Below are 24,288 nucleotides of genomic sequence, written 5' to 3'. Positions count from 1 at the left end.
AATACCGGAAACCCATAAAAAGAGAGCGCTAGGCGCTCTCTTTTTATTTTTCAATAGCCGGCCTGGTGCAATTCAATAAGGTGCAGCCTGCCCATGCACAAACACGCGCAGCTCCCCGTTCTGGAAAGGGGTCCACTGCTCGTTCTGTGTCAGAGGGGCGGTGACGATGATGGCCACCTTGTCCTGAGGGGTGGTTTCGCGGGAGAAATCCACGCTGAGATCTTCGTCGGACAGCTGCGCCTGGGTGAAGGGGTGTCTACGCTCGATATAGCAGAGGTGGGTCGTGGCATGAGCCCAGAGCGCTTCGCCGTTGGAGAGCAGGAAGTTGAACGTACCGTGCGGTGCGATCTTGGCGGCCAGCTCGCGCAAGGTGTGGGTCAGCTCTTCGATGCTGGGAACGCCGGCATGGGACTTCCACAGCTCCTGCATGATCCAGCAGAAGGCCTGCTCGCTGTCCGTGTTGCCAATGGGCTGGAAGTGGGCATGCAGCTTGGGGGCGAAGTTCTTGAGGTCGCCGTTGTGCGCGAAGACCCAGTTGCGTCCCCAGAGTTCGCGCACGAAGGGGTGGCAGTTCTGCAGGCTGACCACGCCCTGGGTGGCCTTGCGGATATGGGCGATGACGTTGGTGCTCTTGATCGGGTATTCGCGGATGAGCTTGGCGATCTGGGAGTCGACGGCGCGTTCGTGATCAACGAAGTGGCGCAGGCCCTTGTCTTCGAAGAAGGCGATGCCCCAGCCGTCGGTGTGGTCGCCGGTGTTGCCTGCGCGCTGTGTGAAGCCTGAGAAGCTAAAGCGCACATCGGTGGGCGTGTTGCAGTTCATTCCAAGCAGCTGGCACATGGCTTCGTCATATCTTTCAAGCAAAAAAGCTTTATAGCCCAAGAATCTATGGACGATCTCGTCAATGATGGTGCTGTATGGCAGAGATCGTCAACCGCTCTTGGGCCCGCATGAAAAAAGCAGCCGAAGCTGCTTTGCGCAAGAGGGTAGCTGCGGCCTATTCGCGGTCCAGCCAGAGCTTGCCGCCGGTGGCCCAGTCGTGGCGCTTGATGTCGGTGATGATGATGTCCACCGATTCGGGCGAGCCGCCCAGCACTTCAACGCTGACGCGGGTGATTTCTTCGACCAGCTTGCGCTTTTGTTCGACGGTACGGCCTTCCATCATTTCGACATGGTAGGTGGGCATGTGCAGGTTTCCTTGCTGGCTTGGGTTGGGAAAAGAGGCCCATCATAAGGCCGGGCGGGTCAAGAGCCGCGTCCCGGGACGGCCCCGGCTGCGTGCGGGCCGGTCAGCTTTGCTCCGACCAGAGCTTGCCGCCGGTGGCCCAGTTGTGGCGCGGCACGTCGGTGATGATGATGTCCACGGACTCGGGGGCGCTGCCCAGCACCTCGGTGGTCACGCGGGTGATTTCTTCGGCCAGCTTGCGCTTTTGTTCAACGCTGCGGCCTTCAAACAGTTCAATGCGATAGGTGGGCATCAAGGTCTCCTGGCTGTGGTGGAATGCCCGAGCTGCAAGGCGGTGAGCGCAGGATCAGGCAGGGGTGGAATCGTTGTCGAGCGGCCGCGCACAGGCGGGGCAGATGCACGCCTTGCCGCGTGCGTCTGCGGGCAGCCGCTCCAGCGCCTCCCGGGAAACCGGGGTCTGCATGCACCAGCAGCTGTGCGGCGGCAGGCCGGCGCTGATGGCGCATTGGTTGGGCTGGCCGCACAGAGGGCAGCGGCTGGCGTCTATGAGGGGATCGATGGGCATGGCAGCAGTGTAGAAGCCATACCGCACTGCTAGTGGCGAGGCCAAGAAAAATGCACTCGATGTACTGACATGGAGTGCATTTTGATAGCTGCCTGCGACCTTGAATCAATAAATTCAGGTAGAAACACCTTTCAAATCCATTGATATCAAGCGATGGACGCTCCTTATTCAGGAGCAGCCTTGTCCGGCCATCAGGCGCCGGCCTTGACCTTCAGGCGCCAGGCGTGCAGCAGAGGCTCGGTGTAGCCGGAAGGCTGTTCCTTGCCCTTGAACACCAGATCCAGAGCGGCCTGGTAAGCCGCGCCATCGGGGTTGGCCACCAGGCTCTTGTAGGCGGCGTCGCCGGCGTTTTGCTCGTCCACGATCTTGGCCATGCGGGCATAGCTGTCGCGCACCATGGCTTCGGTGACGATGCCGTGTTGCAGCCAGTTGGCGATGTGCTGGCTGGAGATGCGCAGCGTGGCGCGGTCTTCCATCAGGCCCACGTTGTGGATGTCGGGCACCTTGGAGCAGCCCACGCCCTGGTCGATCCAGCGCACCACATAGCCCAGGATGCCTTGCACGTTGTTGTCCACTTCCTGCTGCTTTTCGGCATCGCTCCAGTTGGGGTTGGTGGACACGGGCACTTGCAGGATGGCGTTCAGCAGCTCGTCGCACTCGGCGTCGGCGTTGGGGCTTTCCAGGCCCTTTTGCACGTCGGCCACATTGATCTGGTGATAGTGCAGGGCGTGCAGGGTGGCGCCGGTGGGCGAGGGCACCCAGGCGGTGTTGGCACCGGCCTTGGGCTGGGCAATCTTCTGCTCCAGCATGGCCTTCATCAGGTCGGGCATGGCCCACATGCCCTTGCCGATCTGGGCGCGGCCGCGCAGGCCCATGTTCAGGCCGACCAGCACATTGTTCTTTTCATAGGCGGGCAGCCAGGCGCAGGTCTTCATGTCGGCCTTGCGGACCATGGGGCCGGCATACATGGCGGTGTGCATTTCATCGCCGGTGCGGTCCAGGAAGCCGGTGTTGATGAAGGCCACGCGTGCGGGTGCAGCAGCGATAGCGGCCTTCAGGTTGACCGAAGTGCGACGCTCTTCGTCCATGATGCCGAGCTTGACGGTGTTCTCGGGCAGGCCCAGAACCTTTTCAACGCGGCCGAACAGTTCGTTCGCGAAAGCGGCTTCGGCGGGGCCGTGCATCTTGGGCTTGACGATGTAGACGCTGCCTGTGCGGCTGTTGCGGATGCCGTTGGCGCCGCCCTTCAGGTCGTGAATGGCGATGGCGGTAGTCACCAGCGCATCCATGATGCCTTCGGGGATTTCCTTGTGCTCGGGGCCCCACAGCACGGCGGGGTTGGTCATCAGGTGACCCACGTTGCGCACGAACATCAGCGAGCGGCCGTGCAGCTTCACGCTCTGGCCGTCGGCGCCGGTGTATTCGCGGTCGGGGTTCAGGCCACGGGTCACGATCTTGCCGCCCTTTTCAAAGGACTCGGTCAGGGTGCCCTTCAAAATGCCCAGCCAGTTGGCGTAGCCGGCGACCTTGTCTTCGGCATCCACGGCGGCCACGGAGTCTTCCAGATCCAGAATCGTCGACAGAGCCGCTTCGACCACCACGTCGGCCACGCCGGCAGCATCGGTGCTGCCGATGGGGGTGGACTTGTTGACGATGATGTCGATGTGGATGCCGTTGTTCTTGAGCAGCACCGATTTGGGCGCCGCAGCATCGCCCTGGTAGCCGATGAACTTGGCTTCGTCCTTCAGACCGGTCTTGCTGCCGTCTTTCAGTGACACGACCAGCTTGCCGCCTTCGACGGCGTAGCCGGTGGAGTCCTTGTGCGAGCCCGAGGCCAGGGGCACGGCCTGATCCAGGAAGTTGCGTGCGAACTCGATGACCTTGGCGCCGCGCACGGGGTTGTAGCCCTTGCCCTTCTCAGCGCCGCCTTCTTCGCTGATGGCGTCCGTGCCATACAGCGCGTCGTACAGCGAACCCCAGCGGGCGTTGGCGGCGTTCAGCGCGTAGCGGGCGTTCAGAATGGGCACCACCAGCTGGGGGCCGGCCTGGATGGCCAGCTCGGCATCGACGTTCTCGGTCGTTGCCTTGGCGTCCTTGGGGGACTCGACCAGATAGCCGATGGTCGTCAGAAACTTGCGGTAGGCCACCATGTCGGCGATGGGGCCGGGGTTGGCCTTGTGCCAGGTATCGAGCTGCGTCTGCAGGCGATCGCGCTCGGCCAGCAGGGCTGCGTTCTTGGGGGCCAGATCGGCCACGATGGCGTCGAAGCCCTTCCAGTAGGTGTCCTGGTCCACGCCCGTGCCAGGCAGCACTTGCGTGTTCACAAAGTTGTACAGCTCGGTGGCGACTTGCAGGCCGTGGACTTGGGTGCGATCAGTCATTGGAAACCTCTGGTTGTGATGTCTCTGGATTCAGGAGTCGTTGCCCATCACGGGCAGCATGTGTGGAGACTGTATTTGAATTTTTTGAGTACATAAATAGCCTAAATAGTTCAAAACTCATGATGTTTTTATATGGAGTTGCTGGAATTTATGCGTTTTACGCACCAAAGGCGCCAGAGTTCGTCAGTTCTGACCGGTGTGCACGGCGGCTTCGGCGGTGACCGGGCTCAGCAATGGCTTGCAGAGACTGGAAGAGGCGGTGCCAGGTCTCTCCCGAAGCAATAGCTTCAATCGCTTGCCGGGCCTGAGCTTGCGGCAGATTGGACGGTGTTCTCACGTACCTGATCCTTGGTATTGAAGTAAGTGCCTGCAATCAAATGACAAGGCTTTGTCTGTCATAAGTCGATATCCGCGCTCAGAAATGATTTGTTAATCTTGAAACAAATTGAGCGTCTCCCGATATCGGCCAGCCAATCTTTACCAAGGAGCTCCTGATGGCGAATCTGAACGAAAGCCTGCAAGATCTGATGACCCTGGATGGGGCCATGTGCGCGGCAGTGGTGGATTACAACAGCGGCATGCTGCTGGGCAGCATAGGTTCCGGCGTGGACCTGGAGCTGGCCGCAGCCGGCAATACCGAAGTGGTGCGCGCCAAGATGAAGACCATGAAGTCCCTGGGTCTGAACGACAGCATCGAAGACATTCTGATCACCCTGGGCAAGCAGTATCACATCCTGCGCCCGGCCGAGAAGATCAACGGCATCTTCATCTACTACGTGCTGGACAACGGCCGTGCCAACCTGGCCCTGGCCAGGCGCAAGGTCTCGGATGTGGAGTCCAAGTTCGTGATGTGATTGAGCAGGACTGAAACGCGCAACGGGCCTGTGGGCCCGTTCTTGTTTTGTGGCCGCGCCGGCCTTGGTCAGGCGGCGATCAGCGGTGCGCGGAACTGGTAGCCCACTTTCTGTTGGGACTGCAGTGGCACGGCCACGGGCGTTGCCTTTTCGATGCGGCGGCGCAGGCGATAGATGGTGGCGTGCAGGTTGTTGTCGGACTCGGCGGCGCTGGTATGGGGCAGCAGGCTGCGGATATGGTCGCGGCTGACGGTTTCGCCCTGGGCCTGCAAAAAGCACTCCATCAGCATCAGGTCGGTGGCGCCCAGCTCCACGCTCTGGCCGTCGGGGGCGGTCAGCAGGCTGCGGCGGCTGTCCAGCTTCCAGGCCGTGGCCGTGCGGGCCGTAGTCATGATGCGCCGGTGCACGGCGCGTACGGCCAGCTCCACCTGCTCGAAGCTCACGGGCTTGGTCAGATACATATCTGCACCGGCGTTGATGACCTCGGCAAACACTTCGGGTCCCAGGCGCCCCGAGACAATCAGCACGCCTGCCTGGCTGCGCTTGCGGATGATGCGCAGCAGCTCGGTGCCGGCAACCCCCGGCAGCATCAGGTCCAGTACATAGAAATCAAAGCGATAGGGTGCGTCGTCGGCCAGCAGGTCGCTGCTGTCGCTGTATGCCGTGACTTCCACGCCCTGGCTGCGCAGATGCTGGGCCAGGAATTCGCAGTACTCGGTGTCGTCGTCGACCAGGGCAAGAGTGGCAGGCAGCATGGGCGGCGGACCTCATTCGGCAAGACCTTGGGGAATGACCAGGCGCATGATCGTGCCATGCGGGCTGTGCGGCAGAGCTTGTACTGTACCTTGGTGCAACTGCAGGACCGAGCGCACGATGAACAGGCCCAGGCCTGCGCCCGGGCGGCTATGGCTGTGGTTGCCGCGCGAGCCTTTTTCGAACAGATGCGGGAGCAGTTCCTCGGAAATGCCGGGGCCCTGATCCATGACTTCCAGAATCAGCGCCAGCGGCTCGTCGGACTCGGAGATGCGCAGCTGCACCCGGGTATCTGCGGGCGCATAGGCCAGGGCGTTGTTGAGCAGGTTGCGAAGCGTCAGCCGCATCAGCGCCGGATGCAGTTGTACGGTGCGTGCCGTGGTCAGCCATTGCACATCGATGCGCGGGCGCAGGTCGGCCGCAATATCGTGCAGCACCAGCTTGATCAACGTCGGCAGATCGGTCTCGCTGGAGGCGCCGGCCTTGCCGCCCGCGGCCAAAATCGTGCCGGCGGTCAGGGTGTTGTCCAGTGTGCCTATCACCTGCTGCAGCACATGCTCGGCGCGCAGCAAGGCCCTGGCGGCGGGCGCGGCATCGGCCAGATGCAGATCTTCGATGGCCTTGAGCGTGGCCTGCATGGCAGCCGAGGCATTGTTCAGCGGCTGGCGGATTTCATGGGAGAGCAGCTGCAGCATCTCGTTGTGTTCGCTCAGCATGGCCGTGCGCCAGTCCAGCAGCGTGCGCAGCCTGTCGAGCTCGCCCGCGTCCTGGCGGCTGCTGCGCAGTTGCTCGTGCAGGGCCTGCAGCTGCTCGCGCTGGCGTGCAATGACTTCGCCACGTGCATATTCGCGCCCTATGTCACTGAGCTGCATCAGCACCTCGTGCCGGCCCTGGTCATCGGCTGCGCCGGGCATGAGCTGTATGCGGCGGTGCTGCTGCGAGCCGGAGCCACCAGGCCGTGTGTCGTCATATTCCTGGTGCAAGCCCCGGGCTGCGGCGGTAAAGCGCTGGCCGTGGACTTGCCAGATGCGGGCAGGCAGCAGAGCCTGCAGCGGCTGGCCGATGGGGCTTGCGTCCTCGGGCACATCCAGCCATTGGCACCAGGCGGGAGTGGCCATGAGCAGCAGCCCTTCGGCACTCCAGAGTGCACAGCCCTGGCCGGAGCGGCCCAGCAGATCGGCCAGATGGGCGGCAGAAACGGGTGAAAAGCTCATGACGGCAGGCGGCAGCGGATTTGTAAATGTGTTTTGCAAATCATAGGTTTAACGCCTGGCTCTGCCCACCAGCTCATGGCGCTGGCGAATAAGCGATATTCCTGCCTCAGGGAAAACGGTAAATTTTGATATAAACATATATAAACATCAAAGATTCACTGACAACTTGTGACTTCTGAGTAAGATATATCGCAATAAAGTCACTTGCGAGACAGGCATGTGGCGCTGATTGATGACTTTTATAGTGATAGCAGTCAGCGCTCTTGTTTAAAGAACTTTCGATAAAAACATTTGAGAAATCAAGACTGCTTGTGCGGTATGTGCTCTTGTATTAATAGTGCACGCTACCGCAGCAGGAGACAACACGGACCAGACAGGAGCAGTGGTCATGGACAAACTCAAGGCATTTGAGTCTTTTGTATCGGTAGCGACCAGGGGCAGCTTGACGGCTGCCGCCAAGGCCGAAGGTGTGGCGCCCGCCATCATGGGGCGCCGTCTGGACGCTCTGGAAGAGCATCTGGGCGTCAAGCTCATGGTGCGCACCACGCGCCGCATCTCGCTGACCCATGAAGGCAGCGCCTTCCTTGAGGATTGCCAGCGCCTGCTCTCTGATGTGTGCAATGCCGAGGCCAGCGTGTCGGCCGGCGGTGTCAAGGCCACGGGCCATCTGCGCATCACGGCGCCTGCCGGTTTCGGGCGCCGCCATGTGGCGCCGCTGGTGCCGCGTTTTCGCGACCTGCATCCTGATGTCACCATTTCGCTGAACCTCAGCGACCGCGTGGTCGATCTGGCGGGCGAGGGCTTCGATTGCGCGGTGCGCGTGGGGGATCTGCCGGACTCGGCCCTGGTCAGCGTGCGCATTGCCGACAACCGCCGCCTGTGTGTGGCCACGCCCGGCTATCTGGAGCGCCGCGGCACGCCCAAGCATCCCAGCGAGCTGACCCAGCATGACTGCCTGACGCTGTCGTCCGATGCCTCGCAAACGCGGGGCTGGGCCTTCCGCATCCCGCATCCCGAAAGCGGCACCAGCGAGGTCGTGCACTTCAAGCCGGGCGGCCCGCTGGACTGCTCCGATGGTCAGGTGCTGCACGACTGGTGCCTGGGCGGCTGGGGCATTGCCTGGCGCAGCACCTGGGAGGTGGAGGCCGAGATCGCCGCGGGTCGCCTCGTGCCCGTGCTGGAAGAGTTTGCCGCACCTCCCAACGGTATCTTCGTGGTCTTCCCCCAGCGCAAGCACATGCCGCTGCGTGTGCGCATGTGGATCGACTACCTCAAGCACCACTACAACCAGCCGGACTTCTTTCGTCTTGGCGTGGATATCTGAGCGGGCTTGAAACGGTAGACAATGGACCGGCCGCCGTGGCCTCATGTGGGCCGCTGAATCCGTCCTTTTTTCTACTGTGAAGCCATGACCTTTGAAGCTGTTCTTGCCAGCGCCCATCTGCTGGCGATCCTGACCCTGGTGGTGTTTCTGACCAGCCAGGCCGCCCTGTGCCGTGTGGAGTGGATGAATGCCGCCGTGGTGCAGCGCCTGGCCAGGCTGGACATGATTTACGGCATTGCCGCCATCGTCCTGCTGCTGACCGGTATTGCGCGCCTGCTCTGGGGCGTCAAGGGCATGGGGGCCTATACGGCCTCGCCGCTGTTCCACCTCAAGATGACGCTGTTTGTCATCGCCTTTTTGCTCTCGCTCAAGCCCACGCTGACCTTCCGCCGCTGGAAGAAGACGCTGGATGCGAGCGGCCAGTTGCCGGCGCCCGAGGAGGTCAGGCAGACGCGCAAATGGGTGATGTGGCAGGGCCATGTGGTGCCGGTGATTGCCGTGGTTGCCATCTTCTGGGCGCGCGGCATGTAGGCTGCGCCAGGCAATGAGAATGGCCGCCGCCAAGCGGCCTTTTTTACGCCTCTCGCGTCAGAAGCTGCCGCGCAGCTTCAGCATCACATTGCGTGGATTGCCATAGTGGCAGCGGTTGATCAGGTTGCCGATCGAGGTGCAGTAGCGCTTGTCGAACATATTGCTGAAGTTCAGCGAGGCCTGCCACTGCGTGTTGATCAGGTTGCGCACATAACTGCTCCGCACGGCACGCCCGGGCGCCGTGATGTCCACCGTGCCGATCCTGCGGTAGGACGAGCTCCGGGTGTTCCGGTCGCCGCTGAACGCACTCCTGGCGCCAGGCAACTGGCAACTGGTAGGTGGTAGGTGGTAGGTGGTAGGTGGTAGGTGGTCCAGAGGCGCAACATGTGCTCGGGCGGGCAGGTATTGAAGCCCAGAGCCTGGTTGTTGATGTCGCGCTCGTAGGTGTCGCCGGCAAACAGGCCCCAGCCGCGGCTGAGCTCGCCGCTGAACGTGGGCAAGGTCTGCATTCTGGTTTTAGGCGAGATTGATTGCCATTTGCGCAATGACTGCGTACGGCCGGCGATACATGCGGATATATCTCCGCAGCCTGTGAACCGGCCCTGGAACAAGGGTGTGGCGCCAGCGATTCGGCAGGACTTGAATCCGGCACGTAAAATCCTGCGATGCTCTCCGTCAAACAGGAATTGCTCGCAGCCCTGGCTGCTGAGCTCGAAACACTCTCGCCCGGCGCCGGCGCACGCGCTGCGTTTGAAAACCCCAAAGTGGCAGCCCATGGCGATTTCGCCTGCACGGCGGCCATGCAGCTGGCCAAGCCTCTGAAGGCCAACCCGCGCGCCCTGGGCGAGCAGCTCAAGACCGCGCTGGAGGCTACCACCGCCTTCCAGCAGTGGGTGGATGCGATCGAGATCGCAGGCCCGGGCTTTCTCAACATCCGCCTCAAGCCTGCTGCCAAGCAGGAGGTGGTGCGCGAAGTGCTGGCGCAGGCCCAGAAGTTCGGCTACCAGGCCGATCGCGGCGAGAACATCCTGGTCGAGTTCGTCTCCGCCAACCCCACCGGCCCTCTGCATGTGGGCCATGGCCGCCAGGCGGCGATCGGCGATGCCATCAGCAACCTCTATTCCTCCCAGGGCTGGAAGGTTCACCGCGAGTTCTATTACAACGACGCGGGCGTGCAGATCGACACCCTGACCAAGAGCACCCAGCTGCGCGCCAAGGGCTTCAAGCCCGGTGACGAATGCTGGCCCACCGACAGCGAAAACCCGCTGGCCAAGAACTTCTACAACGGCGACTACATTGCCGACATCGCCAAGGCCTTCCTGAACAAGGAAACCATCAAGGCCGATGACCGCGAGTTCACGGCCAACGGCGATGTCGAGGATTACGACAATATTCGCCAGTTCGCCGTGGCCTATCTGCGCAACGAGCAGGACAAGGACCTGCAGGCCTTCAACCTCAAGTTCGACGAGTACTACCTGGAGTCCAGCCTCTATGAAAACGGTCATGTCGAGGAGACGGTCAACCGCCTGATTGCCAACGGCAAGACCTATGAGCAGGACGGCGCGCTGTGGCTCAGGTCTACCGACTACGGCGACGACAAAGACCGCGTGATGCGCAAGAAGGACGGCGGCTACACCTACTTTGTGCCCGATGTGGCCTATCACATCCAGAAGTTCAAGCGCGGCTTCACCAAGGTGGTGAACATTCAGGGCACGGACCACCACGGCACCATTGCCCGTGTGCGCGCCGGCCTGCAGGCTGCCGATGTGGGCATTCCCGAGGGCTACCCCGACTACGTGCTGCACACCATGGTGCGCGTGGTGCGCAACGGCGAAGAGGTCAAGATCAGCAAGCGTGCCGGCTCCTACGTCACGCTGCGCGATCTGATCGAGTGGACCAGCAAGGACGCCGTGCGCTTCTTCCTGCTCTCGCGCAAGCCGGACACCGAATACACCTTCGACGTGGATCTGGCCGTGGCCCAGAACAACGACAACCCCGTGTACTACGTGCAATACGCCCATGCGCGCATCCAGTCCGTGCTGCGTGCCTGGCAGGAGGCTGGTGGTGCAGGCCTGGCGGCACTCAAGGATGTGGACCTGTCCGCTCTGGAAGGCCCGCAGGCCCAGGCCCTGATGCTGCTGCTGGCCAAGTACCCCGAGATGCTGACTGCTGCTGCCGAAGGCAATGCACCGCACGACGTGACCTTCTACCTGCGCGATCTGGCCTCCAGCTATCACAGCTACTACGACGCTGAGCGTATCTTGGTGGACGACGAAAAGGTCAAGCTCGCACGTCTGGCCCTGGTCGCTGCCACGGCCCAGGTGTTGCACAATGGTCTGGCGGTGCTGGGTGTGAGCGCACCCGAGCGCATGTAATCCCAGTTTCCTGTCCATCGGTCGCCTTGCCGGCCTTGCCTGTCAGGCGTCGATGGATCTGAGAATGGAATAACTGAAGCAGAAAGCGTTAAGCGACTGATATGAAGAACCAGCAACGCGGTGGAACCATCCTGGGGCTTATCTTTGGCATGGTCATCGGTCTGGCTGCGGCTTTGGCCGTGGCCATCTATGTGACCAAGGTGCCGGTGCCTTTCCTCAACAAGGGTGGAAACAACACTCAGCGCGATGCGGCTGAGGCCGAGCGCAACAAGAACTGGGACCCCAACGCACCACTGCAGAGCCGCCAGCCTGCACCGCCCCCAGTGACACCACCAGTTCCTCCGAGCGACGTGACGGTGTCGCCGCCCACGCCTGCGGTACAACCTACTGCAACCGGCGGAGTCACCACGCCGCCGCCCTCTACGCCGGAGAAGCCTGCCAAGCCTGCATCGGGTGATCCGCTGGGTGATCTGGTCAAGGAGCGCGCCGCTGCCGCTGACAAGGCAGACAAGGCGCGTGCAGACAAGGAAAAGGCGGCCGCGCAGAGTGCATCGTCCTCGGACTCTGCATTCAACTACTTTGTGCAGGCCGGTGCTTTCCGCGGCCAGAGCGAAGCGGAAGCGCAGCGTGCCAAGCTGGCCATGCTGGGCTGGGAGTCGCGCATCAGCGAGCGTGAGCAGAACGGCATCACCGTTTTCCGCGTGCGCGTGGGGCCGTTCAGCAAGCGTGACGATGCCGAGCAGCTCAAGGGCAAGCTCGATGGTGCGGGCGTGGACTCGACTCTGGTGCGCGCGGCCAGATAGCAAGGCCCTTGAGGCGCTGAGCGCCTTCCCCTTGAAAAAAAAAGGGGGGCACCTTAGCGGCGAGGCGGCCCTTGCTTGAGGTCTCAGGCTCGTGCCATTGGTAGTTTTGACAAAGCTGAACTTTTTTGGGCCTGTTGGCTCTGATACTGCAGACCTGATACAGGAGTTTGTTTAGATGAAACGTCGCGAATTCTCTCTGGCTGCCTCGGCAGCTGCTGCCGGTGCCCTGAGTCTGGGTGCCTCCTCCAGCTGGGCCCAGGGCGCTGCGCCCAAAGAAGGCAAGGACTACATCAAGCTGGGCAAGCCCGCCAGCGTGAGCGCGCCGGCCGGCAAGGTCGAGGTGGTCGAGTTCTTCTGGTACAGCTGCCCGCATTGCAATGCCTTCGAGCCCCAGTTCGAAGCCTGGGCAAAGGGCCAGCCTGCCGATGTGGTGGTGCGCCGCGTGCCCGTGGCTTTCAATGCCTCTTTCGTGCCCCAGCAAAAGCTGTACTACGCTCTGGAGGGCATGAACCTGCTGCCCCAGCTGCACGCCAAGGTGTTCCGTACCATTCACGTGGATCGCAATCTGCTCAAGACCGATGACGCCATCTTTGACTGGGTCGGCAAGCAGGGCGTGGATCTGGCCAAGTTCAAGGAGGTCTACAACTCCTTCACCGTGGCCAATCAGGCGCGCAAGGCCGCTCAGCTGCAAAACGAATATGACGTGGAAGGCGTGCCCGCCATGGGTGTGGCCGGCCGCTACTACACAGACGGCACCAAGGCCGGCAATATGGAGAATGTGCTGCGCGTGGTCAATGCGCTGGTCGCCTCCAGCCGCAAGGCCTGAGATCAGGCAGCAGACGCCAGTGACGTTTGACGCCCAACGAGCCCGCCGTCGTGCGGGCTTTTTTGTGGGTGTTTTTTACGCAAGTTGCAAAAAGGGAATGACTACAATGGATGCAAGAAACGTGCCTTCCATGAAAAAAACACTCCTACCTCTTGCGCTGGCCTGCGCCCTGGCAGCAGCGACCGGCATTGTCCATGCCGAAAAGGCCGACAGCGCCAAGCCCATGAATATCGAGGCGGATGCGTTGCGTCATGACGAGCTGCAGCAGACCAGCGTCTTCACCGGCAATGTGGTGATGACCAAGGGCACCATCGTGCTGCGCGGCGCCCAGCTTGATGTGCGGCAGGACGCCGAGGGCTATCAGTACGGGGTGATCAAGGCCGAGGCCGGCAAGCGAGCGTTCTTCCGTCAGAAGCGCGACACCGTGGCCGGCCAGCCCGAAGAGTTCATCGAAGGCGAAGGCGAAGTCATCGAGTACGACGGCAAGGCCGATATCGTCAAGTTCATCCGCCGCGGGGAGATGCGCCGCTACCGTGGCGGCCAGCTCAGCGACCAGGTCACGGGCTCCATCATCGTCTACAACAACATCACCGACGTCTATACCGTCGATGGTCAGAAGACCAGCGGTGGCCTGCCCAGCTCCTCCGTGGGCCAGGGCGGTCGCGTGCGCGCCATCATGGCGCCCAAGGACGGAACGCCAGGAGCCCAGCCCAAGCCCGCCACACCTGCCACCCAGCTGCGCCCGAGCATGACGCTGGGCGGCGAGAAAGCCGACGAGAAGAAATGAGCGAGCCGACTTTCTCCAGCAGCCGCAGCGGCGAGTCCGACAGCCGTCTGGAGGCCAAGCATCTGGCCAAGTCCTACGGCAGCCGCAAGGTGGTCAAGGATGTGTCCCTGTCCGTGCAAAAAGGCGAGGTGGTCGGTCTGCTCGGCCCCAACGGTGCGGGCAAGACCACGTCGTTCTACATGATCGTGGGCCTGGTGCGCAGCGACGGCGGCGAGATCTTCATCGACGGCCAGCCGGTGGGCGGCATGCCGATTCACCAGCGTTCGCGTCTGGGCCTGTCCTATCTGCCCCAGGAAGCCTCCATCTTTCGCAAGCTCAGTGTGGAAGACAATGTGCGTGCCGTGCTGGAGCTGCAAAAAGACGAGCAGGGCAAGACGCTGACGCGCGACGAGATCGAAAAGCGCCTCACCGGCCTGCTGCAGGAGCTGCGCGTCGAGCATCTGCGCCAGTCGCCTGCGCTGGCGCTGTCCGGCGGTGAGCGCCGTCGCGTGGAAATCGCGCGTGCCCTGGCCACGCAGCCGCGCTTTATCCTGCTTGACGAGCCGTTTGCCGGTATCGACCCGATTGCGGTGATCGAGATCCAGCGCATCATCGGCTTCCTCAAGGAGCGCGGCATCGGCGTGCTGATTACCGACCACAATGTGCGCGAGACGCTGGGCATCTGCGACCACGCCTTCATCATCAGCGACGGCCATGTGCTGGCCGAAGGCACGCCCGAGGAGATCGTGGAGAACGCCGATGTGCGCCGCGTCTATCTGGGCGAACATTTCAGGATGTGATGTCCCCTACGCTCCCTCACTTTGTGTGGTCGCGGCCCCCAGAAGGGACCCTGACCGGCTGCGCCGAGGTTTGCCTTGGGGCGGCCCGGCGGCAAACCCATGGCACTGCGCGCGTTTGCAATGATTGTCTGGGAGCCGCGCCTCGATGAAGCCAGGTCTCTCGCTACGCGTTTCGCAGCATTTATCGCTGACGCCGCAGCTGCAGCAATCCATTCAGCTGCTGCAGCTCTCCACTCTGGAGCTGGCACAGGAAGTCGAGCAGATGCTGGTCGACAACCCTTTTCTGGAGCGTGCGGGCGATGAGGCCGAAACCGCGGGAGATGCTCCTGAAAATGCAGCTACTAGCGCCGGTGAATACAGCACTTCAGATGGTATTCGTGCTGAGAATGAATCATTGCAAGCGCAACAAGCTACTGAAACGGTAGCTGAGGCATCAAGCCCCGAAACCCCTGAAACGCTGAACTGGGAGGCCGACGGCATGGACGGCCAGGACGGGGAGTGGGGCGGCGAGTCCAGCAGCGAGTGGGATGCGCCGTCGGCCAGCAGCTCCACGCGCAACCGTGATGGCGATGACGAGACCGATGCCATCGATCTGGCGTGCGAGCACCAGAGCCTGACCGACTTTCTCCATCGTCAGGCGCTGAGCCTGCATCTGGGCGCGGCGGACACGGCGGCGCTGCGCTTTCTCATCGAGTCGCTCAGCGACGACGGCTATCTCGAGGATTCCCTGCAGGAGCTGGCGCAGAGCCTGGCCGGCGACGATCTGGAAGAGCGCGAGGAGCTGGAGCAGCACTTTGTCATTGCTCTGAAGCTGCTGCAAAGCCTGGAGCCCGTGGGCGTGGGGGCGCGTGATCTGGCCGAGTGCCTGCAGCTGCAGCTGCGCGACCTGATCCGCACCGCAGAGGACGAGGGTACGACCGAGGCGCATATGAATCGGTTGCTGCTGGCGCAATCCATCTGCGCGCAGCCCATGGATCTGCTGGCGCGGCGTGATCTGCGCAAGCTCACCAGCCTGTGCGGCGCACGCGAGGAGCAACTGCGCGAAGCCATGGCCCTGATCGCCAGGCTGGAGCCGCGTCCGGGGCGCCGCTTTGTCGACGTGGAGCGCCATATCGTGATACCCGATGTCATCGTGCGCCCGATGCGTGCCGGCTCGGGTCGGGCAGACTTTTCCGTGCAGCTCAACCCCGAGGTCATGCCGCGTCTGCGCGTGCACGACATCTATGCCGGCGTGCTGCGTCGCCACAAGAACAGCGACGGTCATGCGGCGCTGCAGCAGCAGCTGCAGGAGGCGCGCTGGTTCATCAAGAACATCCAGCAGCGCTTCGACACCATCTTGCGCGTCTCCGAAGCCATCGTGGAGCGGCAGAAGAACTTCTTTGTGCATGGCGAGCTGGCCATGCGACCTCTGGTGCTGCGCGATATCGCCGACACGCTGGGTCTGCACGAGTCCACCATCAGCCGCGTGACCACGGCCAAGTACATGGCCACGCCCCAAGGCACCTTCGAGCTCAAGTATTTCTTCGGCTCGGGCCTGGGGACGGAAACCGGCGGCAGTGCCTCCAGCACGGCCGTGCGTGCGCTGATCAAGCAGTTTGTCGATGCCGAAGATGCCAAAAAGCCGCTGTCGGACGCCAAGCTGGCCGATATGCTCAAAGAGCAGGGCATTGAGTGTGCGCGCCGCACCGTCGCCAAATACCGCGAGCAGCTCAAGATACCGACGACCACGCTGCGCAAGGCGCTGTAGGGCACCGCAGAAACAAGAAAGCCGCTGATGCATCGCACAGCGGCTTTCTTGTTCTGTATTTAGGGCGGGAGCCTTGATAAGGCATTCCTCAAGTAAGGGGCAGCGAGCAAGAGCCGCCCTTGCGGCGATGCTGCCGTCCCCCTTGGGGGCGCCCGGCCAGGGGAAGGCGCGTAGCGCCTCAGGGGGTTATCAAGAAACCAGCCACCAGATAAACCAGACCAGCACGCCAATCATCAGTCCGAACTTGAGGACCTTGTAGAAGGTTGGATTCCAGTCGCGGAAGGCGCGGCGGTACTTGCCGGCATAGAAGGAAATCTTGAACAGCTTGCTGATCATGCCGCGCGGATCGCCTTCGTTATTGGGCGAGCTGGCAGCGGCCACTACGTTCTTGCCCAGCCAGTGGTTGAGCCACTGGGCAAAGCCATTGGTCATGGGGCGTTCCACGTCGCAGAACAGCACGATGCGGTTGCCTTCCGAGCGGTTCTCGGCCCAGTGCATATAGGTCTCGTCGAAGATCACGCCTTCGCCCTCGCGCCAGCTGTAAGGCTTGCCGTCGACCTCGATCATGCAGCGGTCGTCATTGGGCGCCAGCACGGCCAGGTGGTAGCGCAGCGAGCCCGCATAGGGGTCGCGGTGCAGGTTGAGCTTGGCGCCGGGCGGCAGCTCGGCAAACATGGCGGCCTTGACGCTGGGAATCGACTTCACCAGGGCCGTGGTCTTGGGGCACAGTTCCATGGCCGAAGGGTGGGCGTCGCCGTACCACTTGAGGTAGAAGCGCTTCCAGCCGGTCTTGAAGAAGGAGTTGAAGCCTGCGTCGTCGTTGTTGGCGGCGGCCTTGATCTGCATGTTCTTTTGCAGATTGACGGCTTCCTCGCGGATTTCGCGCCAGTTGGCCTGCAGCGGCGCCAGCTCGGGGAAGGTGCTGGTGGGCAGATAGGGCGTGCGCGGCACCTTGCTGAACATCAGCATGAAGACGTTGAACGGCGCTGTGAACGTGGAGTGGTCAAACAATTGCTTGACCACCTTGTGGCGCACCTTGCCGCGCAGATGCATGTACAGCCCGCAGCCAAAGAAGAGCAGTACCAGTGCCAGAACGATAATTTTTGCCATAAGGAGCAATTTTACCGGGGGCACCCCGGCTGCCACCATGGGGGCAGGTCAAACAGAACCGGGGTAGGGGAATATCAAAAGCAATAGCTGCCGGCGCTTGATGGCCAAGCGCAGCAGCCCGCTTGTTAAATGCTCAAGGCAGTGCTCAAGGCAGAGCCAGGACGGCGCAGTTACACAGATCCGCGCTCTCGAAGGCCGTTATGTCGCCCGCTTTGAGCCCCGGCACGGGGAACAGGCGCACCGTCAGCGGCTTGTTGAGGCGAAAAGCCATGGTGCCCGTATCGCGCATGACGGCAGCGATCTGCTCGGCGCTGCTGTCGCCCGGCACGGGCACGGTATCGAGGCCGATGCCGCAGACGCTGCTGTAGGTCAGAAGGGCGCGGATATCGAACTCCTCGTCGAGGCTGGCCTGGGCCAGGCCCTCGTCCTCGGTGACTGCCAGCATCAGGCCGCTGAAGCCGATCTGCGTGACGCCACTGACCGATTTGAACACCCGTGTCAGCAGCGCCGAGGCTTCCACCGTGCCGCTGGCGCCGAAATGGGGCACGCCCAGCAGTTGGTAGACATCGACCATGGAGGCGCAGGACTTGGACGGCGCGGCTGAGGTGTCCATGCCTGCGATATGCCAGCCCTCGGCCAGCGTCACGCCGTCGGCGCAGCGCTGGATGGCGCTGGCATGCTCGTTCAGGGTCTGGCTCAGGCGCTCGAATGCGAGCCTGAACCACGCCGCATGATCGAGCTGCAGGCGCTGCTGCTGCAGCGCCTGCAGTTCAGCCACCATGAGGTCTGGCGTTTCCAGTCCCAGCACCAGGGCGCCATGGTGCTGGCCGCAGTGGTAGCTGGCCGGAAAGTAGGGAATGCCGGGCGCGCAGTTGAAGTTGACCGTGAAGTTGAAATTGCCTTCGCCGCGCGGCGTGGTGCGTGCAATTTCTTGAATCGCCTGCACGCTGCTGGCCAGCAAGCCGGTCTGCACAAAGCCATGTTCATCCAGATCGATATTCACGCAGGCGTTGCACAGGTCGCCATAGGCGGCAATGAGCTGCGGCAGCAGGGCCACTTCCTGCGCATTGCGCGCTTCGCCCACGGCAAAGCGGATGCGGCGTTTGCCGGTGTTGATGGCCTTGAGCGTTTCGGCAATGCGCTGCAGGCCGGCGAGGGCACCGTCTATGCCGCGGACGTCCAGGTATTCACCAAACGGGTTGCTCACGATGCGGATGGACTGCACCTGGTAGCCCCGGGCCTCGATGGCATCGGCCACGGCATCGCATTGCTGCTTGGCCTGTGTCAGGCCGGCTTGCCACTGTGCCTCATCGGCGTTCAGGTTGACAAAGGCGGTGACGGTGCGCACGCGCACCAGCGGGTTGAAGCTGATATTCATAGCAGTATCCGTAGGCAGGAGAATGGCTGGCGGCCATTTTGCATCTGAATATGCCGATCACAGCAGGCGCGTGCCCAGCGGCACCTCCTTGTCGGGCACGCACAGGGCCACGGCTCCCGTGGCATCGTGAAAACCGGTCACAAGACATTCGCTCATCAAGGGCCCAATCTGTTTTTTCGGAAAGTTGACCACGGCCACCACCAGCCGTCCTATCAGCTCCTCGGGCTGGTAGTGGGCGGTGATCTGTGCGCTGGACTTGCGCTGGCCCAGCTCGGGACCCAGGTCCAGCAGCAGCTTGTAGGCGGGTTTGCGGGCCTCGGCAAAGACCTCGGCCTGCAGCACGCGGCCCACGCGCAGTTCCACCTTCATAAAGTCGTTCCAGCTGATCTCTTCCATGTCGTCATTGCTCCTTGGCCTGGCATCATGCCTTGGGCCCTGCGTGCATCTGTAGAGCAACGCTTGTCGTGCGCGGGCACCGGAAAAGGCCTAGCGCGTATGCTTATGCCTTGTAAAGCGCACAACAGGCTCCCGTGAGCGTCCGGCACCTGCGCCGTTGCTGGCGCGCAATGATTTCTATGAACCAACTGCATTTGTTTCTGCCCTGCGCCGCCGGCGTCGAGGGCTTTCTGGCCGACGAGGTCCACGCCATCACCGGCGCCACCGGGCAGGATCTGCTCGTGGGCCGGGGCGGCGTCATGCTGCGCGGCATGTGGCGCGATGCCATGTTGCTCAATCTGCACAGCCGTCTGGCCCAGCGCGTGCTGATCGAGCTGTCGCACACCATGTACCGCAGCGAGAACGATCTGTACCGTGCCGCCAGCGAGGTGGCCTGGGAGATCTGGTTCACGCCCAAGGAAACCTTCAAGATCGAAGTCACGGCCCAGCACAGCCCGCTGACCAGCCTGAACTTTGCGGCGCTCAAGGTCAAGGACGCGATTGCCGACCGTTTTCGCGCCAAGCGCAACGGCGTGCGTCCCAGCGTGGAGACCCATCACCCCGATGTGCGCGTGCATCTGCACCTGACGACCGACGGTGCCACCCTCTATATCGACACCTCGGGCGAGGCGCTGTTCAAGCGCGGCTGGCGCGAGGACAAGGGCGATGCCCCGCTCAAGGAAACCCTGGCTGCGGCCATGATTGCGGCCTCGGGCTGGAACCCGCATGGCGACAATCCCCAGCCGCTGTACGATCCCTGCTGCGGCAGCGGTACCCTGGTGATCGAGGCCGCGCAGATCGCGCGCAGGATTCCGGCCGGCATTCTGCGTCGCTTTGCGTTCGAGAAGCTCGTGCCGTTTCAGCGCCATGTATGGGAAGCCATGCTGGATGAGGCCGAGAGCCAGATCCTGCCTGAATCGCCGGTGGGCATTTACGGCTCGGACATCGCCTTCCGCATGGTGGACTTTGCCCAGCGCAATGCCGAGCGTGCGGGGGTGTCCGATACCATCAGCCTGCGCGGCGGTGATGCCTTGCAGCGCATGCCGCCCAGCGAGCAACCCGGCATGATGCTGCTGAACCCGCCCTATGGCGAGCGTATCGCGGCCGCCGGCAGCGCAGGCCGCAATGCGGCCGAGCGCATGGGCCAGGTCGAACGCGCAGGCCGTGAAACCGCGCAGACCGAGGACGGCGGCGAATTCTTCAGTCAGCTGGCCAGCCACTGGAAGAAGAACTATAGCGGCTGGAGCGCCTGGATGCTGACGCCCGACCTCAAGCTGCCCAGCAAGATGCGCCTCAAGGAGTCGCGCCGTACGCCCATGTGGAACGGCCCCATCGAGTGCCGTCTGTTCTGCTTCGACATGGTCAAGGGCTCGACCAAGCCACGCAAGGCCGCAGAAGGCGATGCACAGCAATGAAGATCGCTCCCCTGCGCTGGCCGGCCTGCAACGCCGGCTACGACGGCCCTTTGCCGCGCCCCATGATTCTGGACACCAATGTGGTGCTGGACATGCTGATCTTTGACGACCCGGATATCCCCGCCATCCGCGAGCTGGTCGCCCGTGGCGAGGTGCGCTGGATTGCCGACGAAGCCCAGCGCATCGAGCTAGGTCGCGTGCTGCACTACAGCCAGATTGCGCCGCGCGTCAGCTACTACGGCAAGACGCCCGAAGGCGTGATGGCCGCTTTTGATGCCGCCGTCGAATATGTGTCCGCCGCACCCAAGATCCGCTTTACCTGCACCGATCCCGACGACCAGCATTTCCTCGATCTGGCCAGCCAGCACAAGGCCTTGCTGGTCAGCAAGGACAGGGCCGTGCTCAAGCAGCGCAAGCGCGTGGCAACGCACTATGGCGCGACGGTTGGCAATGTGGTGGTGATGGAAGAGGAGCGGCTGGCAGCCTAGTGTGGCGCGGCCAGGCGTGCTCCCCGGTATCGACTGGCAGCGCTCCTTGGCGCGCCGCTGTGCCAAACAGGCTCTTGCACCTGTTCTTGCCTTCGTTACCTGGCCGCCGATTCAGTCGAAAAACTGCATGCCTGCATAAGGCTGCAAGCGGCATTGCGCCAAGTGGCTTTCCAGCGAGCCGACATGGGCTTCGAGCTGGTGGCCGTCCGGGTCCAGAAAGTAGAAGGAATCGCCTTCGCTGCGGTTGCTCTTCCACTCCCGGACACCGCATGACCTGGCATGCTCCACAAAGTGCGCGAAGTCCTGCTGAGCAAGGGTGAATGCGTAGTGGGTGTAGTCAGAGGCGTGGGCCTGGTTTCGCTGTTCGTCTGACGACAGGCACAGCCACAGATCGCCGAGTGCCAGATAGGCACCCTGGTCCCACTGAGCGCGAAGGCGCAAGCCCAGCACGCGCACATAGAAGTCCACGCTCAGCGGCAGATCCGCGACGGCAAGCGTGAGGTGATTCAGCCCTGAAAGCATGATGGATGTGGCGGCAATGGCACAAGCCGTCCAGTGTGCCATTGCCGTGCATCAGCTCAGCCTGGACAGCCAGGGCAGACCGTCGGTATGGCTGCATCCATCGGCAAACCGGGTGTTGCTCCTGGCATGGCCCAAGTCTTTGCGGGCCCGCAAGAGCGCCGCGCCGCCGGTGTCGCGCCCCGGGGCCTCCTTGGACTCATGGCGCCGATGCGCCAGGTCTGGCCGGCATCGAGATCGCCGAGCGATTCGACCCCGCCCGGCCCATCAATCGGTGCATTGCTCAGCTCTCGTCCTGCCATGGACAAGCCGCTTTGTGACGCTGCAGGCCGGGGCGAACGAGATGCCGGCTCATGGTTGTGGCGGCCGAACCACCCATGGCTGGCCCGGATTTGCCCATGCGGATTAGGATTCATGCCGCAGGGACGACCTTGCCGGGTGATGCGATGCATGGCCTGAATTCCTGCCGGGACGGCCTGGCCATTCGATCTTCAAAGAGGTTTTCTATGGCTTGGGTTTATCTGCTGGTGGCCGGCGTTCTGGAAGTGGTCTGGGCTTTCACCATGAAGCAGTCCCATGGCTTCACCAACCTCAAATACAGCGCCATCACCATCGTGGCCATGATCGCCAGCTTTGGCCTGCTGTCGGTGGCCATGCGCACGCTGCCCCTGGGCACTGCGTATACGATCTGGACCGGTATCGGTGCCGTGGGTGCATTCCTGGTGGGCGTCACGGTGCTGGGCGAGCAGCTCAGCGCCATGCGCGTGGGAGCGGCTGTCCTGATCGTCAGCGGTCTGGTGCTGATGAAGCTGTCAGCGGAGTGAATGCCCGGGCTTCGTCCCGGCCAGCGCTGCAGTTCCATGCGGAGGTCGTACCGGATCACCTGGCGTGAAAAGCCGGCATTCTGGCGAGGCACGCAGTATGGCGACGGGGGACGAGCGCGTGGGGTGAAGCGCATGGCGCGACAATATCGGGATGACATCCTCCACGACGCCCCTGCATCCCAGCGCAGCTTCGGTCCGCAAGGCCCAGCCCAAACTGACCACGCTGGACAAGACCCGCATTGACGACACACGCATCAAGATCGTGCGCCCGCTGCTGACCCCGGCACTGCTGGAAGAGTGGCTGCCCGTGACTGAAGAGGCGCAGCAACTGGTCGAATCCAGCCGTGCCGCCATCTCGCGCGTGCTGCATGGCCAGGATGACCGGCTGGTGGTGGTGGTCGGACCTTGCTCCATCCACGATCACGATCAGGCCATGGATTACGCGCGCCAGCTCAAGGTCCAGGCCGATGCGCTCAAGGACGATCTGCTGATCGTGATGCGGGTCTACTTCGAGAAGCCGCGCACCACCGTGGGCTGGAAGGGCTATATCAATGACCCGTACCGCGACGGCAGCTTTGCCGTCAACGAAGGGCTGGAGCTGGCGCGCCGCCTGCTGCTCGATGTGCTGGCGCTGGGCCTGCCCGCCGGCACCGAATTCCTGGACCTGCTGTCGCCGCAGTTCATCAGCGACCTGGTCAGCTGGGGCGCGATTGGCGCGCGCACCACGGAGAGCCAGAGCCATCGCCAGCTGGCCAGCGGTCTGAGTTGCCCCGTGGGCTTCAAGAACGGCACCGACGGCGGCGTGAAGGTGGCCAGCGATGCCATTTTGGCCGCCCAGTCATCCCATGCTTTCATGGGCATGACCAAGATGGGCCAGAGTGCGATCTTCGAGACACGCGGCAATCAGGACTGCCACATCATCTTGCGCGGCGGCAAGGCTCCCAACTACGACGCGGCCCATGTTCAGGCAGCATGCGAAGTGCTGGAAAAAGCGGGCCTGCATCCGCAGGTGATGATCGATTTCTCGCATGCCAACAGCAGCAAGCAACATCGCCGCCAGATCGATGTATCGGCAGATGTGGCCCAGCAGATTGCCGGGGGCGACACACGCATCACCGGCGTGATGATCGAAAGCCATATTCACGAAGGCCGTCAGGACATTGTCGAAGGGCAGGAGCTGCAATACGGTGTCTCGCTCACCGATGCCTGCATTAGCATGGAGCAGACGACTCCGGTGCTGGAGCAACTGGCAGCCGCCGTGCGCACGCGTCGCCTCAAGGCGGCCTGACGCCGGGCAAACGAAGCCAGATGAACAAGAGGCGCCGAGGCGCCTCTTGTTCTTTTCAAAGGGTCGTTCTTTTGGACATTGGGCGGGCCGCCCGTGTCTTCAAAGCTCCAGCGTCAGCTTGAGCATGTCCTTGTGCTGTACGCCGCGCTCCCAGAGCGGGGTGGTGTAGTTCTGCAAAAAGAAGTCGCGCTCGATATCGGTGACGCGAAACCCCAGGCGTTGATAGAACAGCAACTGGTCGCCAAAGCTGCCCGTTCCCACATCCAGCTGCTGCACGCCGCGTTCGCGCATCTCGCGGACGGCTCGCTGCAGCAGGGCCGAGCCTATGCCCTTGCTCTGCCAGGCCGTGGACACGGCCATGTTCATCAGTTCCCATCGGTGAAGGCCGTCGCCATCGGGGATCAGCACGCATACGCCGATCAGGGCGCCGAGGCCGCTGGGCGTGAACTGTTCCGTCTGGCGCGCTCCGAAGCAGGTGGAGCCGGGCAGATAGCGCTTGACGCGCTCGCGTGAGGGGTCGGCCAGCAGCAGCAGATGCCAGGGGGCTTCTGCTGGGTTCATGGTGGTGATATGCCAGGAGTCGGTCGTGCCGGGGCCGGCCAGTGTGGAGCTCATATGCGCACTCCCTTGCGGCGCAAGGCGGGCGCTGCATATCGGCCGGGCTGGATGTCGGCATTCACTCGATGGGACGAAAGCCCGTCCATCT

The 24,288-nt window shown here is 62.6% G+C and carries 26 protein-coding genes; 13 read left to right on the top strand and 13 right to left on the bottom strand.

From position 1 onward, the window contains the following. Positions 1-72: 72 nt before the first annotated feature. The 5 genes from P353_RS21380 to P353_RS21360 form a co-directional block, all read right to left on the bottom strand. Positions 73-840: a class II glutamine amidotransferase gene (locus P353_RS21380; RefSeq protein WP_034355257.1), complete on the bottom strand. Its 768-nt coding sequence runs from the start codon at positions 838-840 to the stop codon at positions 73-75. Between the two features lie 157 nt (positions 841-997). Beyond that, a complete protein-coding gene (locus tag P353_RS21375; protein ID WP_003060524.1) occupies positions 998-1,186 on the bottom strand; it encodes a 4-oxalocrotonate tautomerase in 189 nt (62 codons plus the stop codon). 103 nt (positions 1,187-1,289) lie between these two features. After that, positions 1,290-1,478: a 4-oxalocrotonate tautomerase gene (locus P353_RS21370; RefSeq protein WP_003060526.1), complete on the bottom strand. Its 189-nt coding sequence runs from the start codon at positions 1,476-1,478 to the stop codon at positions 1,290-1,292. 54 nt (positions 1,479-1,532) lie between these two features. Continuing rightward, positions 1,533-1,751: a cysteine-rich CWC family protein gene (locus P353_RS21365; protein ID WP_034374081.1), complete on the bottom strand. Its 219-nt coding sequence runs from the start codon at positions 1,749-1,751 to the stop codon at positions 1,533-1,535. Between the two features lie 191 nt (positions 1,752-1,942). Next, a complete protein-coding gene (locus P353_RS21360; RefSeq protein WP_034374078.1) occupies positions 1,943-4,132 on the bottom strand; it encodes a malate synthase G in 2,190 nt (729 codons plus the stop codon). 494 nt (positions 4,133-4,626) lie between these two features. On the opposite strand from P353_RS21360, the gene P353_RS21355 reads away from it, so the two are divergent. Further along, a complete protein-coding gene (locus P353_RS21355; protein ID WP_003068180.1) occupies positions 4,627-4,986 on the top strand; it encodes a hypothetical protein in 360 nt (119 codons plus the stop codon). 68 nt (positions 4,987-5,054) lie between these two features. Here P353_RS21355 and P353_RS21350 read toward each other — a convergent pair whose 3' ends face one another. Both P353_RS21350 and P353_RS21345 read right to left on the bottom strand, forming a co-directional pair. Next, positions 5,055-5,741: a response regulator transcription factor gene (locus tag P353_RS21350; protein WP_034374075.1), complete on the bottom strand. Its 687-nt coding sequence runs from the start codon at positions 5,739-5,741 to the stop codon at positions 5,055-5,057. Positions 5,742-5,753: 12 nt separating this feature from the next. Continuing rightward, on the bottom strand, positions 5,754-6,953 hold the full coding sequence (locus tag P353_RS21345; RefSeq protein WP_034374072.1) for a sensor histidine kinase: 1,200 nt from the start codon (positions 6,951-6,953) through the stop codon (positions 5,754-5,756). 388 nt (positions 6,954-7,341) lie between these two features. Here P353_RS21345 and P353_RS21340 point away from each other — a divergent pair, with 388 nt between their 5' ends. Both P353_RS21340 and P353_RS21335 read left to right on the top strand, forming a co-directional pair. Next, entirely contained in the window at positions 7,342-8,277 is a 936-nt protein-coding gene (locus P353_RS21340) for a LysR family transcriptional regulator (RefSeq protein WP_034355246.1), read from the top strand. Positions 8,278-8,361: 84 nt separating this feature from the next. Further along, complete coding sequence (locus P353_RS21335; protein ID WP_034374069.1) at positions 8,362-8,808, top strand: DUF2214 family protein; 447 nt, start codon at positions 8,362-8,364, stop codon at positions 8,806-8,808. 57 nt (positions 8,809-8,865) lie between these two features. Here the strand turns inward: P353_RS21335 and P353_RS30035 are convergent, their stop codons facing one another. After that, entirely contained in the window at positions 8,866-9,060 is a 195-nt protein-coding gene (locus P353_RS30035) for a hypothetical protein (RefSeq protein WP_034374066.1), read from the bottom strand. Between the two features lie 413 nt (positions 9,061-9,473). Between P353_RS30035 and argS the strand changes: the two genes are divergently transcribed. The 6 genes from argS (at position 9,474) to P353_RS21300 (ending at position 16,125) form a co-directional block, all read left to right on the top strand. Then, positions 9,474-11,183, top strand: coding sequence for an arginine--tRNA ligase (gene argS, locus P353_RS21325; RefSeq protein ID WP_034374063.1), 1,710 nt, complete (start codon positions 9,474-9,476; stop codon positions 11,181-11,183). 101 nt (positions 11,184-11,284) lie between these two features. Next, complete coding sequence (locus P353_RS21320) at positions 11,285-11,986, top strand: SPOR domain-containing protein (RefSeq protein ID WP_034374059.1); 702 nt, start codon at positions 11,285-11,287, stop codon at positions 11,984-11,986. Positions 11,987-12,161: 175 nt separating this feature from the next. Beyond that, the gene (locus P353_RS21315; protein ID WP_034374055.1) at positions 12,162-12,812 is read left to right on the top strand and encodes a thiol:disulfide interchange protein DsbA/DsbL; all 651 of its coding nucleotides are present in this window, start codon (positions 12,162-12,164) and stop codon (positions 12,810-12,812) included. Between the two features lie 130 nt (positions 12,813-12,942). After that, positions 12,943-13,599: a lipopolysaccharide transport periplasmic protein LptA gene (lptA, locus tag P353_RS21310; protein WP_034374260.1), complete on the top strand. Its 657-nt coding sequence runs from the start codon at positions 12,943-12,945 to the stop codon at positions 13,597-13,599. Beyond that, on the top strand, positions 13,596-14,378 hold the full coding sequence (gene lptB / locus P353_RS21305; protein ID WP_012840179.1) for an LPS export ABC transporter ATP-binding protein: 783 nt from the start codon (positions 13,596-13,598) through the stop codon (positions 14,376-14,378). Before lptA ends, lptB begins: the two co-directional genes overlap by 4 nt. A gap of 145 nt (positions 14,379-14,523) precedes the next feature. After that, positions 14,524-16,125 (top strand): RNA polymerase factor sigma-54, encoded by a 1,602-nt coding sequence (locus P353_RS21300; RefSeq protein WP_034374052.1) that lies wholly within the window; start codon positions 14,524-14,526, stop codon positions 16,123-16,125. Positions 16,126-16,314: 189 nt separating this feature from the next. Here P353_RS21300 and P353_RS21295 read toward each other — a convergent pair whose 3' ends face one another. From P353_RS21295 to P353_RS21285, 3 genes are all read right to left on the bottom strand, one after another. Beyond that, positions 16,315-17,235 (bottom strand): aspartyl/asparaginyl beta-hydroxylase domain-containing protein, encoded by a 921-nt coding sequence (locus tag P353_RS21295; RefSeq protein ID WP_080750630.1) that lies wholly within the window; start codon positions 17,233-17,235, stop codon positions 16,315-16,317. 145 nt (positions 17,236-17,380) lie between these two features. Further along, entirely contained in the window at positions 17,381-18,613 is a 1,233-nt protein-coding gene (locus P353_RS21290; RefSeq protein ID WP_034374049.1) for a DUF711 family protein, read from the bottom strand. 57 nt (positions 18,614-18,670) lie between these two features. Further along, positions 18,671-19,009: a tRNA-binding protein gene (locus tag P353_RS21285; RefSeq protein WP_034374045.1), complete on the bottom strand. Its 339-nt coding sequence runs from the start codon at positions 19,007-19,009 to the stop codon at positions 18,671-18,673. A 179-nt stretch (positions 19,010-19,188) separates the two neighbouring features. Between P353_RS21285 and P353_RS21280 the strand changes: the two genes are divergently transcribed. After that, on the top strand, positions 19,189-20,463 hold the full coding sequence (locus P353_RS21280; protein ID WP_034374042.1) for a THUMP domain-containing class I SAM-dependent RNA methyltransferase: 1,275 nt from the start codon (positions 19,189-19,191) through the stop codon (positions 20,461-20,463). After that, complete coding sequence (locus tag P353_RS21275) at positions 20,460-20,951, top strand: PIN domain-containing protein (RefSeq protein WP_003068209.1); 492 nt, start codon at positions 20,460-20,462, stop codon at positions 20,949-20,951. The genes P353_RS21280 and P353_RS21275 overlap by 4 nt, the downstream gene beginning before the upstream one ends. Positions 20,952-21,062: 111 nt before the next feature. Here P353_RS21275 and fos read toward each other — a convergent pair whose 3' ends face one another. After that, positions 21,063-21,473, bottom strand: coding sequence for a fosfomycin resistance glutathione transferase (gene fos, locus P353_RS21270; protein ID WP_034374255.1), 411 nt, complete (start codon positions 21,471-21,473; stop codon positions 21,063-21,065). Between the two features lie 503 nt (positions 21,474-21,976). Between fos and P353_RS21265 the strand changes: the two genes are divergently transcribed. Continuing rightward, positions 21,977-22,294 carry a DMT family transporter gene (locus tag P353_RS21265; protein ID WP_003068215.1) on the top strand — a complete coding sequence of 106 codons (318 nt, stop codon included), beginning with the start codon at positions 21,977-21,979 and terminating at the stop codon, positions 22,292-22,294. A 151-nt stretch (positions 22,295-22,445) separates the two neighbouring features. Continuing rightward, positions 22,446-23,582 carry a 3-deoxy-7-phosphoheptulonate synthase gene (locus P353_RS21260; protein WP_034374039.1) on the top strand — a complete coding sequence of 379 codons (1,137 nt, stop codon included), beginning with the start codon at positions 22,446-22,448 and terminating at the stop codon, positions 23,580-23,582. 99 nt (positions 23,583-23,681) lie between these two features. Here P353_RS21260 and P353_RS21255 read toward each other — a convergent pair whose 3' ends face one another. Then, positions 23,682-24,197 carry a GNAT family N-acetyltransferase gene (locus P353_RS21255; RefSeq protein ID WP_034374037.1) on the bottom strand — a complete coding sequence of 172 codons (516 nt, stop codon included), beginning with the start codon at positions 24,195-24,197 and terminating at the stop codon, positions 23,682-23,684. Between the last annotated feature and the right edge of the window lie 91 nt (positions 24,198-24,288).

Origin of the sequence: Comamonas testosteroni (assembly GCF_000761245.1) — a bacterium.
Taxonomy (GTDB): Bacteria; Pseudomonadota; Gammaproteobacteria; order Burkholderiales; family Burkholderiaceae_C; genus Comamonas; species Comamonas testosteroni_C.
This window is presented reverse-complemented; position numbering and strand designations above follow the sequence as displayed.

Bases quoted from the DNA above. Each gene is read 5' to 3' on its own strand.
- lptB (WP_012840179.1), top strand. From the start codon at position 13,596: ATGAGCGAGCCGACTTTCTCCAGCAGCCGCAGCGGCGAGTCCGACAGC.
- P353_RS21275 (WP_003068209.1), top strand. From the start codon at position 20,460: ATGAAGATCGCTCCCCTGCGCTGGCCGGCCTGCAACGCCGGCTACGAC.
- fos (WP_034374255.1), bottom strand. From the start codon at position 21,473: ATGCTTTCAGGGCTGAATCACCTCACGCTTGCCGTCGCGGATCTGCCG.
- P353_RS21280 (WP_034374042.1), top strand. From the start codon at position 19,189: ATGAACCAACTGCATTTGTTTCTGCCCTGCGCCGCCGGCGTCGAGGGC.
- P353_RS21300 (WP_034374052.1), top strand. From the start codon at position 14,524: ATGAAGCCAGGTCTCTCGCTACGCGTTTCGCAGCATTTATCGCTGACG.
- P353_RS21285 (WP_034374045.1), bottom strand. From the start codon at position 19,009: ATGGAAGAGATCAGCTGGAACGACTTTATGAAGGTGGAACTGCGCGTG.
- P353_RS21375 (WP_003060524.1), bottom strand. From the start codon at position 1,186: ATGCCCACCTACCATGTCGAAATGATGGAAGGCCGTACCGTCGAACAA.
- P353_RS21365 (WP_034374081.1), bottom strand. From the start codon at position 1,751: ATGCCCATCGATCCCCTCATAGACGCCAGCCGCTGCCCTCTGTGCGGC.
- P353_RS21345 (WP_034374072.1), bottom strand. From the start codon at position 6,953: ATGAGCTTTTCACCCGTTTCTGCCGCCCATCTGGCCGATCTGCTGGGC.
- P353_RS21260 (WP_034374039.1), top strand. From the start codon at position 22,446: ATGACATCCTCCACGACGCCCCTGCATCCCAGCGCAGCTTCGGTCCGC.
- P353_RS21320 (WP_034374059.1), top strand. From the start codon at position 11,285: ATGAAGAACCAGCAACGCGGTGGAACCATCCTGGGGCTTATCTTTGGC.
- P353_RS21255 (WP_034374037.1), bottom strand. From the start codon at position 24,197: ATGAGCTCCACACTGGCCGGCCCCGGCACGACCGACTCCTGGCATATC.
- P353_RS21380 (WP_034355257.1), bottom strand. From the start codon at position 840: ATGTGCCAGCTGCTTGGAATGAACTGCAACACGCCCACCGATGTGCGC.
- P353_RS21290 (WP_034374049.1), bottom strand. From the start codon at position 18,613: ATGAATATCAGCTTCAACCCGCTGGTGCGCGTGCGCACCGTCACCGCC.
- P353_RS21315 (WP_034374055.1), top strand. From the start codon at position 12,162: ATGAAACGTCGCGAATTCTCTCTGGCTGCCTCGGCAGCTGCTGCCGGT.
- P353_RS21355 (WP_003068180.1), top strand. From the start codon at position 4,627: ATGGCGAATCTGAACGAAAGCCTGCAAGATCTGATGACCCTGGATGGG.
- argS (WP_034374063.1), top strand. From the start codon at position 9,474: ATGCTCTCCGTCAAACAGGAATTGCTCGCAGCCCTGGCTGCTGAGCTC.
- P353_RS21360 (WP_034374078.1), bottom strand. From the start codon at position 4,132: ATGACTGATCGCACCCAAGTCCACGGCCTGCAAGTCGCCACCGAGCTG.
- lptA (WP_034374260.1), top strand. From the start codon at position 12,943: ATGAAAAAAACACTCCTACCTCTTGCGCTGGCCTGCGCCCTGGCAGCA.
- P353_RS21350 (WP_034374075.1), bottom strand. From the start codon at position 5,741: ATGCTGCCTGCCACTCTTGCCCTGGTCGACGACGACACCGAGTACTGC.
- P353_RS21295 (WP_080750630.1), bottom strand. From the start codon at position 17,235: ATGGCAAAAATTATCGTTCTGGCACTGGTACTGCTCTTCTTTGGCTGC.
- P353_RS21370 (WP_003060526.1), bottom strand. From the start codon at position 1,478: ATGCCCACCTATCGCATTGAACTGTTTGAAGGCCGCAGCGTTGAACAA.
- P353_RS21335 (WP_034374069.1), top strand. From the start codon at position 8,362: ATGACCTTTGAAGCTGTTCTTGCCAGCGCCCATCTGCTGGCGATCCTG.
- P353_RS21340 (WP_034355246.1), top strand. From the start codon at position 7,342: ATGGACAAACTCAAGGCATTTGAGTCTTTTGTATCGGTAGCGACCAGG.
- P353_RS21265 (WP_003068215.1), top strand. From the start codon at position 21,977: ATGGCTTGGGTTTATCTGCTGGTGGCCGGCGTTCTGGAAGTGGTCTGG.